Source organism: Streptomyces botrytidirepellens (genome assembly GCF_003721215.1).
GTDB classification, from domain to species: Bacteria; Actinomycetota; Actinomycetes; order Streptomycetales; family Streptomycetaceae; genus Streptomyces; species Streptomyces himastatinicus.
This window is the reverse complement of record NZ_RIBZ01000781.1, coordinates 1-11,971: the sequence shown is the minus strand read 5'-3', so window position 1 is coordinate 11,971 and position 11,971 is coordinate 1. Positions and strand designations below refer to the sequence as shown.

The window sequence follows — 11,971 nt, the reverse complement described above, 5'->3', positions numbered from 1 at the left end:
GCGGCGCGCGAGACGATGCAGTGGGCGCGCGGCGCCCTCCGGGGCGGTGGCCGGGGCGTGTTCTCCCGTACATGGGACCGGGTCCGGCACGGCCGTACGGACCCGGTGGACCTAGCGACCGGGCGGATGTTCCTGCCCCAGACGGATGTGGAGCTGGCGGGGGCGCTGCCGCTGGTGTTCTCCCGCCGGGTGGACTCCGGATACCGCGCCGGGCGGTGGTTCGGCCCGACCTGGGCCTCGACGGCCGACCAGCGGCTGGAGTTCGACGAGCAGGGCGTGGTCTTCTTCACCGAGGACGGTCTGCTGCTGGCCTACCCGCATCCGGTGCCGGGCGGCACCGCGGTTCTGCCCGCGGAGGGGCCGCGGTGGCCGCTGGCACGGACGACGGACGGCGGCACGTATACCGTCACCGACCCCGAGGCCGGGCTCATCCGCACCTTCACCCCGTACCACGACGGCGCGGCGGCACTCCTGCGGGAGATCGCCGACCGCAACGGCAACCGCATCACCTTCGCCTACGACGGCGCTTCCGGGGCGCCGGTCGAGATCCTGCACAGCGGAGGTTACCGGCTGCTGCTGACGTCGGAGAACGGGCGGATCACTGGCCTGTACGCCGGGGACGTGCGGGTGATGGGCTACGGCTACACCGACGGCCACCTCACCGAGACCACGGGCTCCTCGGGGCTGCCGCTGCGTTTCGTCTACGACCGGGCCGGGCGGATCACCTCCTGGGCCGACACGAACAACCGCTGGTACTCCTACGTCTACGACGAATTCGACCGGGTCACCGCCCAGCGCGGCGAAGGCGGCCACTTCACCTTCCGCATCGGCTACGACGAGACCGACCCGGACTTCCCCGGCCTGAAGATCACCACCCTGACCTCCCCGGACGGTGCGGTCACCCGCTATCTGGTCGACGAGGCGCACCAGGTCGTCGGTGAGATCGACGCGGCAGGCGCGATCAGCCGCACCGCGTACGACCAGGCCGGCCGTACAGTCGCCGAGACCGACCCGCTGGGCCGCACCACGGGCTTCCGCTACGACGAACACGGGCACCTGACCGCCGTGATCCGGCCGGACGGCAGCGAGATCAGCGCGGTACTCGACACCCAGGGCAACCCGGTGCAGATCACTGACCCGGGCGGCGCGGTGTGGCGCCAGACCTTCGACGCGGCAGGCAACCGCACCTCGCTCACCGACCCACTGGACGCCACCACCCACTACCTCTACGACGCCCACGGCGGCCTGCTCGCCGTCACCGACCCGCTGGGCGCGACGACCCGGGTGCGCTGCGACGGGGCCGGACTCCCGGTCGAGATCACCGACCCCCTGGGGGCCACCACCCGCTACCAGCGGGACACGCTCGGCCGCACCGTGGCCGAGACCGACCCACTGGGCGCGATCACCCGCTACGAGTGGAGCCCCGAAGGCAGACTCCTGCGCCGCACCGGCCCGGACGGGTCGGCGGAGTCCTGGACGTACGACGGCGAGGGCAACTGCCTCACCCACACCGACCCCGTCGGCGGCACGACCGCGTACGAGTACACCCACTTCGACCTCCTGGCCGCCCGCACCGGCCCGGACGGCGTCCGCCACGAGTTCGAGCACGACGCGGCCCTGCGGCTGACCAAGGTCACCAACCCGCAGGGCCTGACGTGGAATTACACCTACGATGCGGCAGGCCATCTGATAGCCGAGACGGACTTCGACGACCGTAGGGTGTCCTACGAGCACGACGCGGTCGGCCAACTCCTCTCGCGCACCGACGCGATGGGCCGACGCACCGACTACACCTACGACGCGCTGGGCCGCCTGGTGGCCCAGGATGCCGCCGGGCAGGTCTCGACATTCCGCTGGGACCCGGCCGGAGAATTGCTCGAAGCCGTCGGCCCGGACACCGAGCTGAACCGGGCCTACGACCCCCTCGGCCGCATGCTGTCCGAGACCGTGGACGGCCGCACCCTGCACTTGGCCTACGACGCGGCAGGGCAGCTGGCCTCCCGCCGTACCCCAGCGGGGGCGGAGACCACCTACGCCTATGACGCTGGGGGCAACCGCACGACGCTGGCCACCGGAGGCAGGGAGCTGACCGTCACCCATGACGCGTCAGGCCGTGAAACCCAACGGAGTTGGGCCGGGGGACTGTCCCTGACTCAAGCATGGGACCCGTCGGGCCGCCTCATCGGCCAGTCCTGCACCGCAGGCCCGCAGAGCCTGCTGCGACGCACCTACACCTGGCGCCACGACAGCTACCTCACCGGTCTCGAGGACACCACGACCGGGCACAGGCGCTTCACCCTGGACCCGGCAGGTCGCGTCACCCAGGTGCAGGCCGCCACCTGGCAGGAGTCCTACGCCTACGACTCGGCGGGCAACCAGACCCACGCCACCTGGCCCCAGCAGCACCCCGGCGCGGACGCGACGGGCGAACGCGCCTACACCGGGACTCGAATACGGACCGCGGGCACCACTCGCTACGAATACGACGCCGCGGGCCGCACTACGCTGCGCCAGAAGACCCGCCTGTCGAGGAAACCCGACACCTGGCGCTACACCTGGGACGCCGAGGACCGCCTCATCCAGGTGGTCACCCCCGACGGCGCCACCTGGCGCTACGGTTACGACCCCCTCGGCCGGCGCACTGCCAAACAGCGGCTGGCCTCCGACGGCAGCGTCGCCGAGGAAACCCACTTCACCTGGCACGGCGCCACCCTCACCGAACAGAGCACGACCTCGACCGACTGGACCGGTCGGCAGAACCTCACGTGGGACCACGACGAGACCGGGCTGATCCCCCTCGCCCAGACCACTCGCTACGCCCCGACCGTCGACACGCCCCAGGACGAGATCGACGCCCGCTTCTACGCGATCATCACCGACCTGGTCGGCACCCCCACCCACCTCGTCGACGACACCGGCCACACCGCCTGGCAGTCCCGCACCACCCTCTGGGGCACCACCACCTGGAACACCGACGCCACCGCCTACATCCCGCTCCGCTTCCCGGGCCAGTACCACGACCTGGAAACCGGCCACCACTACAACCTCCACCGCCACTACGACCCCGAAACCGCCCGCTACCTGACCCCCGACCCCCTCGGCTTGGCACCCTCGCCCAACCCGACCACCTACGTCCACAACCCCCACATCTGGGCAGATCCAGACGGCCTCGCGCCCAAAAAGCCTTCCTACATGGTTCCGGAGCCCTTGCCTTCGGCTCCTCGGGGCGAGTTGGTTCGCTATGACCGCGTCTTCTCCCACCGGCAGGAAATCAACCTCCACGTCCCAAGACTGATCACTCCTGGTGGCCGAACACTCTCAGCACACGCTGCCGAGCGCGTCGCCGGAAGCGGGCCTGGCCGTCCACCTACGACACTGGACGTGGTGGACCACATTCTGAACAAGGGGACAAAGATCAAGTTCGATCCGTACAGGGATACCATTCAGGTGAGAGCACCCTCGCTCCCAGGAAAGCCATTCGTAGCCGTCAGCGCGAGCAACCCTCAATATGTCGTCACAGTGATGATCCCAAAGCAGGTAACTTTGCCGTGAACCCACGGGAATCTCTACTCAAGCTGATCGACGTGTTTCTATCCGGCCAGGACAGATCGATGCAGATCGTGAGTCAGATCGAAGCGGTCATCATCGACTACTTCCTTGACTCGGACGTCTATGAGATCCTCAGCGAACCCGTCTCCCTGTACCGCCCGGGGGAAGGGCTCCCGTATATGGACGAAGAAGAGATGGCGGAGTCTCTGGAGGAAGCCCGGAGAGCATTGGTGGATGGCACTGGCGGAAGCGAATAAAACACACACCCAGAACTTCACACATAATGCACCGGCTGGTCGAGGCAGCCCGCCAGACCTGCCTATCACCGGACGCAGTGGCACACACCACCGTCGCGACGGCTCCGGCGTGTCCGTGCAATTCTACAAAACGGTGGACAGATGCATGAAAACGCAGGCTGGCAATGATTGAGGAGGCAGCCGGGCTCATTGAGCCCTGTGGCGATTGCGGTCGGCCCTGCGAAGGGTGGGCGGTACAGCTGGTGAAGGAGGGCAGGCTCCGCTGGGAACTTGAGTGGGCCTGCGACAACTGCGGCGTTTCACACGACGGTGATTGGGGCGCCCCACCGACGCAAGCGGCCCCTCATCTTGGGGTGTGAGTAGGTGCCGGAGCCGGCGCGGCGGTTGGGGCCAAGGTAACGGGTCCCAGCCAAGCGGGTGACTTGATGGCGCCGGGAGCTAGCCCGCCGACCACGAGACAACAGCTCCATCAGATGTAGCGAGCTTGTCCAGGACGGACAGGAGCGCGTCGTATTCGGTCCAATGAAAGGCTTGACCGAAGGTGACCAGGTGGAGCGGAACGAGGTGCAGTTCGTCGAGGTGGTGGGAGTCACCGAGACGCCAGTCGATGTTCGTGATGCGCGTTCGGCGGTGCGACCCACGTCCCGCATGCCGAGATCGGGATCGCCTGCGATGACCTGGCGCAAGTGCCCGGACAAGGAAATGGGAACGGACCAGGTGCCCGCGCCGAGGTCGAGAGCACTCTTGGGTTCCATCCAGGCCGAGCCCATCTGCCGATGGCGGACCGCGCCAAGCGTTACGCATTCGGAGGCCCAAGTCCATCCTTACCCCGACTTGAGTAGTCGAGTGACTCCCCATGTCGCCCTCGCAGAGGTGATCCACAGACCGATCGGGCCGCAGTCTCCCCTGTGGCAGAGTTGGCTTCTGTGATCAACTCACCGAAGTGGCCGCATCCTTTCCTGTTCGACCCAACGTACGGGTACGGCTTGGAAGCGCTGCTACGCGTTGGGCCGCCGACTGAGGAACCTGCCGATTTTGCCACATTCTGGGCAGGACTCTACCGCCAGGCCATGGCGGTGGCGGTGCGACCGCAGGTCGGTGAACTCGTTCAACGAACGCAAAGCGGCCTCGATATCCGCACAGTCAGCTTCAACTCTCTGGGCGACGTGCGACTACATGGTTGGCTGGTAACACCGACGGACGGGAGGGTCCAGCGCGGCCTCGTAATCGGGCACGGCTACAACGGCCGCGCTCAGCCCGATCTCAGCCTCCCGGCCGCCCATGCAGCAGCGATCTTCCCGGTCGCACGCGGTCTCGGCGCGCCCAGTCTGCTACCAGGTGTCCCATCCTCCCCTGAGGGACACGTCCTGCACGGCACCGAGTCCCGCGAGACGTACGTACATGGAGGCTGCGCGGCTGACCTGTGGTGTGCTGCCTCCGCCCTGTTGGAACTTGTGCCCGAAACAGCGGAGCGGCTTGACTACATCGGGTCCAGTTTCGGCGGCGGGATCGGCGCGCTTGCCCTCCCTTGGGATGCCCGCTTCCACAGTGCCCACCTGAGCCTCCCCAGCTTCGGCAATCATCCACTCCGGGTTACCCTGCCGTGCCTGGGAAGCGGCGCGGCAGTTCGCGATCACTACCTGACCGACCCCGAAATCCTTGACGTCCTGGCTTATTTCGACGCCGCCACCGCGGCCCGATATCTGCGTATCCCCGTCCAAGTGGCGCCTGCTCTCTTCGACCCGAATGTCCCGCCACCTGGCCAGTTCGCAGTCTTCAATGCATTGGCCGGGCCGAAGGAGCTGCACCTGGTCCCGGCTGGCCATTTTTACGATTACCCGGAAGCCGCTGACGAGTACGAAAAGCTGCTCGCAGCTCGCACTCAGTTCCTCACCTGACTTCTTCGGCCCGAGACGAGCGGTTGGAGGTATACCGCAGGATGCGCGCCTCCCATTATTCATCATCACTGGGAGCAGGTGGAACTTCGTGGATCAGTTCCCTTGCTCAGCAATGAGGGCGGTGATGCGCGCACGGGCTTCGTTGACTTTGGGTTCGCGCCGTTGTGGAGCGAAGGCTGCATGGACTTCGTGGAGACGTTCCATCCCGCGCTGTGTATGGATGCCCGTATCAATCAGATCAAGGGCTCGATGGGTGGCATCGAGCGCACCGTCAAGGTCTCCGGCCTGCTGGTAGGCGAGAGCAAGCGCCCCACAGCGCACGGCCTGGTCCCGACGCGCGGCGGATACGACAGAATTCTCAAGCGCCGCAGTAGCTTCCGCCGCCTTCCCTGTTGCGAGCAGGAAACGGCCCTCTGTCGAGCGGAGCTGAGCTTCACCGAACCAGCGTAGATAGGTTGGGGCGTCCTCGCTCGCGCTTCGTTCCAATGCGGCGAAAGCCTGCTTAAGGGCCTGGGCAGCACTCCTCTTATCGCCCGCCTTAACAAATACAGCGTTCTGGTGGGCCGAAAGGGACGCTTGCATAATGGACGGAACTAGCTTGCGCGCAGTTTCAGCTGATTCCATCAACCCAACAGCCGCACCCTCTTCTTTATTATTTGCTGCCTGAATCGCCATGAAGCACAGGATGTGAGCGCCCAGGGTATTGTTGTTGGCGTACTTGGCTGCTCGCAGCCCGGCCGCGTAATACTTCTGGGCAACCGAGTTAAAGCTGGCATCGTAGCTCATCCAACCGAGCAGACAGCACACTTCAGATGCGAGCGAGTAGAGGCGTTTCTCCGTGCTCTCTGTATAGCGGCCGTTGTCGAGCATGCCGATAATGATCAGTAAGGCCGGTGCACGCTGGCGCACTTTACGTGGGCACGAGCGCCCCACGGGGAGCCCGCACGCTCTGCCGGTGGCCACTGGCGGCGGAAATGATGAGCGCACCGCACACGAACCAGGTGATCCGCACCCCTGTCCCTCGGTCAGGTGGACATGCGGCGGAAGGAGCCCATGGTGTTGCTTCTCATCTCCCCGGACAGCGTCGAGGAGGCCCTCGTCTGTGCGAAGGCGGCGGAGCACCTCGACATCGTCGACGTCAAGAAGCCCGACGAGGGCTCGCTCGGCGCCAACTTCCCCTGGGTCATCAGAGAGATCCGCGATGCGGTCCCGGCTGACAAACCGGTGTCGGCCACCGTGGGAGACGTCCCCTACAAGCCCGGCACGGTGGCCCAGGCCGCGCTCGGCGCCGTCGTCTCCGGCGCCACGTACATCAAGGTCGGCCTTTACGGATGCACGACCCCCGATCAGGGCACCGAGGTCATGCGCGCGGTCGTCCGGGCGGTGAAGGACCACCGCCCCGACGCGCTCGTCGTCGCCTCCGGCTACGCGGACGCCCACCGCGTCGGCTGCGTCAACCCGCTCGCCGTGCCTGACATCGCCGCCCGCTCCGGCGCCGACGCGGCCATGCTCGACACCGCCATCAAGGACGGGACGCGGCTGTTCGACCACGTTCCGCCGGACGTCTGTGCCGAGTTCGTCCGGTTGGCCCACGCGTCCGGTCTGCTCGCCGCCCTCGCGGGCAGTGTCAAACAGACCGATCTCGGTCCGCTGACCCGCATCGGCACGGACATCGTGGGCGTGCGCGGAGCGGTCTGCGAGGGCGGCGACCGCAACGCCGGAAGGATTCAGCCGCATCTGGTGGCCGCCTTCCGGGCGGAGATGGACCGGCAAGCACGCGAGCACGCGGCCGGCGCCCGCGCCGTGAACTGACCAGCGGCATGCCGACATCTGAGCCCGACCGCGTCCCCGGACGCCGGGCCGCGTGTTTCGCCGTCGTCGACCCGGCCACTGGGGAGGCTTTCGACGAGGCCCCCGACCAGCAGCCGGACGAGTTGGACGCCGTGGTCGACCGGGCCGAGGCGGTGGCCGACCGGCTCGAATGCGGCACGGCCTGGATCAACCACCATGCCGAACTGTCCCTTGCCCAGCCCTTCGCGGGTGGCAAGAACAGCGGTGTCGGGGTCGCGGGTGGACCGTGGGGCTCTACGGCAACCTCCGGCCCTTCATCGTCCACCGCCCGCAGGAGGCATGACCATGAGGTTCCAGGCGGCGGTACTGCGCTCGTACGAGGACCCGTTCGCGGTCGAGGAGGTGACCCTGTGCACGGAACCCGCCGACGGCGAGATCCTGGTCGAGATCGCGGGCTGCGGGATGTGCAGGACCGATCTCGCGGTCCGGCGATCGGCCGGCCGCAGCCCGCTGCCGGCGGTGCTCGGCCACGAGGGGGCCGGGGTCGTCGTGCGGACGGGCGGCGGCCCGGACACCGCGATCGGCGTCGGCGACCACGTCGTACTGAGCTTCGACTCCTGCGGGCACTGCCGCAACTGCCGCGGGGCGGCCCCCGCCTACTGCGACTCCTTCGCCTCCCTCAACCTCTTCGGAGGACGCAAGGAGGACGCGCCGCGGCTCACCGACGCGACAGGGGAAGCGCTGGCCCCCCGGTGGTTCGGCCAGTCCTCGTTCGCCGAGTACGCGCTCGTCCCGGCCCGCAACGCCGTCCGAGTCGACCCCGCACTGCCCGTCGAACTGCTCGGGCCGCTCGGCTGCGGCTTCCTCACCGGCGCCGGAGCCGTGCTGAACGCCTTCGGCGCCGGCCCCGGCGACACCCTCGTGGTCTTCGGCGCGGGGGCGGTGGGTCTGGCCGCGGTGATGGCGGCCACCGCCGCCGGGGCGCTGACCGTGGCCGTCGACCGGCATCCCGGGCGGCTGGCCCTGGCCGAACGGTTCGGCGCGATCCCGCTGCCCGCCGGAACGGCCGGACTGCCCGACCAGATCCGGCGGCTGACCGACGGTGGCGCGCAGTACGCGCTGGACACCACGGCCTCGTCCCCGCTCATCAACGATGCCCTCCGGGCACTGCGCCCCACCGGCAGCCTCGGCCTGGTGGCACGGCTCCACACCGCACTGCCGCTCGAACCGGGCACGCTGGACCGAGGCCGCACCATCCGCCACATCTGCGAAGGGGACGCCGTACCCGCACTGCTGATACCCCGGCTGACCGGGCTGTGGCAGGCCGGACGCTTCCCCTTCGACCAGCTGATCCGCACCTACCCGCTGGCCGACATCAACGAGGCCGAACGCGACTGCGACGCGGGCCGGGTGGTCAAACCCGTCCTGCTTCCGGAGGGAAGAAGCCGATGAGCGAGGCATGCAGCACCGCAGGCGCACCGCATCCGACAAGCAGGCACCTCACAGTCCCCTATTCCGCCAACGGAGGAAACATGGTCGGCACGGCGCCGCAGCACACGGACGTGGAAGGCGTGGACGCGGGCGTGGGTCTGACCGCCCTCCTGGTCGCCGCGGCACGAGCGATCGAGACCCACCGCCACGACAGCCTGGCCCAGGACGTCTACGCGGAACACTTCGTGCGCGCCGCCCCGGCGTGCGCGGAATGGCCGGTGCGCATCCAGCAGGTCCCGGACGGGGACGGCAACCCGCTGTGGGGGCGGTTCGCCCGCTACTTCGGCCTGCGGACCAGGGTCCTCGACGACTTCCTCCTCCGGTCGGTCCGTACGGGCGCCCGCCAAGTGGTGCTGCTGGGCGCGGGGTTGGACACCCGCGCCTTCCGGCTGAACTGGCCGTCCGGCTGCGTGGTCCACGAGATCGACAGGGCGGGCGTGCTGGCGTTCAAGCACCAAGTGCTCACGGACCTGTCGGCCACCCCGAAGGTGAAGCGCGTCCCCGTACCGGTCGACCTGCGCGCCGATTGGGTCACCGCGCTGATCACCGCCGGCTTCGACCCGGACGCACCGAGCGTCTGGCTGGCCGAGGGACTGCTCTTCTACCTGCCGAGCCCCGCCGAGACGTACCTCATCGACACGGTGGACCGGCTGACCACCGCGGGCAGCGCGCTGGCTTTCGAGGCGAAGCTGGAGAAGGACCTGCTGGAGTACCGCGACAGCGCGATCTACACGGCCACGCGAGAACAGATCGGCATCGACCTGCTCCACCTCTTCGACAAGGGACCACGCCCCGACTCCGCGGGCGACCTGACGGCCAAGGGCTGGTCCACCTCGGTACACACCCCCTTCGACTTCACCCACCAGCACGGACGCGGCCCCCTCCCCGAGCCGAACGACGCGCTGGAGGGCAACCGCTGGGTGTTCGCGCACAAGCCCCGGCCATGACGTCCGCAACGCCCACGACGACGTCCGACACAGGGCCCGGTATCCAGGCACACCGGGTGGGCCTTCGCCGAAATCGGGAACGACCGCCCGGTGTGCTGGTGGCATGGGGGACAGCAGGCTGGAACCGCTGGTGTTGTCCAAGCCGAGCGGCTGACCCGCCGCTGCCGGGCCAGATTCGTGCGGGAGCGCCTCGACGGGCTGTCCGACGAGCCCCGGCCCGGGGTGTCGCGCACCATCACCAAGACGGTGACGCGGCCGCGGCGGGCCTGGGGTGGGATCTCGAAGTCGTCCCACAGCGGCAGGGCGGACATGGTGGTGATCGGTTCCGAGTGCTCGTGCCTTCTGACACCGGGCACCTTCCGTGGAACTCGGGGGTTGGGTGAGATCGCGGATCGTCGTTGGGGCGGGCGGTCCGGGTTGCGGATACTGGGGCGTATGCAGTGGTCGAGAACAGCACCCTGCGGGCCGGTCCGCCACCGAAACGTCGACGTGGCGCGCGACCGGGTCGGGGTTGTGGTGGGTGGCGGGTGCGATGTCGATCGTCTATGACCGCACCAAAACCGTGGTCCGTCGCCATTGCGCCTGCCGGAAAACCCATCCGCCCAGGTGAGAGGCGGTGTGGAGATGTAGGAACCTCGTCTGAGGTCGCTCGCCCCGTGCCCTCGCGCAGCTGTCGATCGCCGCGGCATGATGGTCGACCGTGCTGCTGCGACTGGGCTACCTGGCTGTGACCAACGCGTTCGCCTTGCTGCGCCTGCTACCGATGAGCGATCACCACAAGGATGCAGAGATCCTTGCTCTGCGCCATCAGCTCATGGTGCTGGAGCGGCAACTCGGCAAGGAGAGGGTGCGGTTCACTCCGGGCGACCGGGCGATCCTGGCCGCTCTGCTGCACCGGCTGCCACGGGACGTGCTGCGTAGACTGCGCCTGGTGGTCCGACCCGACACGGTGCTCCGCTGGCACCGCAGCCTGGTGGCACGCCGCCACGCGGCCGCCTCCCGGCCCAGGCGCCCGGGCAGGCCGCGCACCATGTGCTCCGTCAGGATCCTGGTGCTGCGCTTGGCGAGGGAGAATCCCAGTTGGGGCTACAGGAGGGTGCACGGCGAACTGCTCGTCCTGGGAGTGAAGGTCGCCGCATCCACGGTCTGGGAGATACTGAAGGGGCCGGGATCGACCCGGCGCCCGGGCGAGCCTGCAGCACGTGGGCCGACTTCCTCCGCTCCCAGGCTGATGCCCTGCTGGCCTGCGACTTCCTGGAAACGGTCACCTTGTCCGGGGCCCGACTGTACGTGTTGGCGGTGATCGAGCACTGCGGGTGCCGGTAAATCATCCGCGCAGGTCGGGGACCTGATCACAAGTCTTCGGTTCTCCTCGACGTTCACCCCAGGTGCCTTCACCCGCTCTGGGTCCTGGCGGCATCCTGCAGCGTCAGGTGGGCAAGCCGACCTTCACCGACACTGATCGCGCTGCCCTCGCCAGCCTGCTCCACCACCTCCCCAAAGACAGGCTGCGGCACCTTCTGCTGCTGGTCCGGCCCGAGACGGTGTTGCGCTGGCACCGTGAACTGCTCAGGCGACGCCATGCCGCGACCTGCCTACCCAGACGACGTGGACGCCCACGCACCATCCGGTCGGTCCGCGCCCTCGTCCTGCGCCTGGTCAGGGAGAATGCCTCGTGGGGATATCGCCGGATCCACGGCGAACTCGCCGCACTGGGGATCAAGGTCGCCGCCTCCACCGTCTGGGAGATCCTCCGCGATCATGGCATCCCACCCGCGCCCGAGCGACAGAGCACCACCTGGGCGGACTTCCTCCGCAGCCAGGCCCAAGCTCTACTCGCCTGCGATCTCTTCGAAGTCCGCACTCTGACGGGGGCGCGCCTGTACGCCTTCGCTGTCATTGAGCACACCACCAGGCGCATCCGGACCCTCGGCGCCACCGCACACCCCAGCGCAGAGTGGATCGTGCAGCTCGGACGCAACCTCCTCATGGACCTCGAGGATGCGGGCAGCAAGGCGAAGTTCCTGATCCGAGACCG

7 protein-coding genes and 3 pseudogenes are annotated in these 11,971 nt (G+C 68.1%); 9 read left to right on the top strand and 1 reads right to left on the bottom strand.

Annotation, left to right across the window (positions count from 1 at the left end):
• The 3 genes from EEJ42_RS39860 to EEJ42_RS39850 all read left to right on the top strand — a co-directional run.
• Positions 1-3,552: DUF6531 domain-containing protein (locus EEJ42_RS39860; RefSeq protein WP_148082190.1), on the top strand; the 3,552-nt coding region annotated here is incomplete at its 5' end.
• Positions 3,549-3,806, top strand: coding sequence for a hypothetical protein (locus EEJ42_RS39855; RefSeq protein ID WP_148082189.1), 258 nt, complete (start codon positions 3,549-3,551; stop codon positions 3,804-3,806). The genes EEJ42_RS39860 and EEJ42_RS39855, both read left to right, overlap by 4 nt.
• Before the next feature lie 926 nt (positions 3,807-4,732).
• Positions 4,733-5,704 (top strand): acetylxylan esterase, encoded by a 972-nt coding sequence (locus EEJ42_RS39850; RefSeq protein ID WP_246097660.1) that lies wholly within the window; start codon positions 4,733-4,735, stop codon positions 5,702-5,704.
• Positions 5,705-5,797: 93 nt separating this feature from the next.
• Here the strand turns inward: EEJ42_RS39850 and EEJ42_RS50460 are convergent, their stop codons facing one another.
• Positions 5,798-6,613 carry an NsdA family TPR-like regulatory protein gene (locus tag EEJ42_RS50460; protein WP_484422025.1) on the bottom strand — a complete coding sequence of 272 codons (816 nt, stop codon included), beginning with the start codon at positions 6,611-6,613 and terminating at the stop codon, positions 5,798-5,800.
• A gap of 147 nt (positions 6,614-6,760) precedes the next feature.
• Here EEJ42_RS50460 and EEJ42_RS39840 point away from each other — a divergent pair, with 147 nt between their 5' ends.
• The 6 genes and pseudogenes from EEJ42_RS39840 to EEJ42_RS53440 all read left to right on the top strand — a co-directional run.
• Positions 6,761-7,516 (top strand): (5-formylfuran-3-yl)methyl phosphate synthase, encoded by a 756-nt coding sequence (locus EEJ42_RS39840; protein WP_123107037.1) that lies wholly within the window; start codon positions 6,761-6,763, stop codon positions 7,514-7,516.
• Between the two features lie 134 nt (positions 7,517-7,650).
• A pseudogene (locus tag EEJ42_RS39835) lies at positions 7,651-7,838 on the top strand (aldehyde dehydrogenase family protein); the annotation flags it as partial.
• A 2-nt stretch (positions 7,839-7,840) separates the two neighbouring features.
• Positions 7,841-8,947: an NAD(P)-dependent alcohol dehydrogenase gene (locus tag EEJ42_RS39830; RefSeq protein ID WP_123107033.1), complete on the top strand. Its 1,107-nt coding sequence runs from the start codon at positions 7,841-7,843 to the stop codon at positions 8,945-8,947.
• Between the two features lie 80 nt (positions 8,948-9,027).
• On the top strand, positions 9,028-9,933 hold the full coding sequence (locus tag EEJ42_RS39825; protein ID WP_123107032.1) for a class I SAM-dependent methyltransferase: 906 nt from the start codon (positions 9,028-9,030) through the stop codon (positions 9,931-9,933).
• A gap of 700 nt (positions 9,934-10,633) precedes the next feature.
• Positions 10,634-11,244, top strand: a pseudogene (locus EEJ42_RS52050) (integrase); the annotation flags it as partial.
• Between the two features lie 77 nt (positions 11,245-11,321).
• A pseudogene (locus EEJ42_RS53440) lies at positions 11,322-11,971 on the top strand (integrase); the annotation flags it as partial.

Bases quoted from the DNA above. Each gene is read 5' to 3' on its own strand.
- EEJ42_RS39830 (WP_123107033.1), top strand. From the start codon at position 7,841: ATGAGGTTCCAGGCGGCGGTACTGCGCTCGTACGAGGACCCGTTCGCG.
- EEJ42_RS39825 (WP_123107032.1), top strand. From the start codon at position 9,028: ATGGTCGGCACGGCGCCGCAGCACACGGACGTGGAAGGCGTGGACGCG.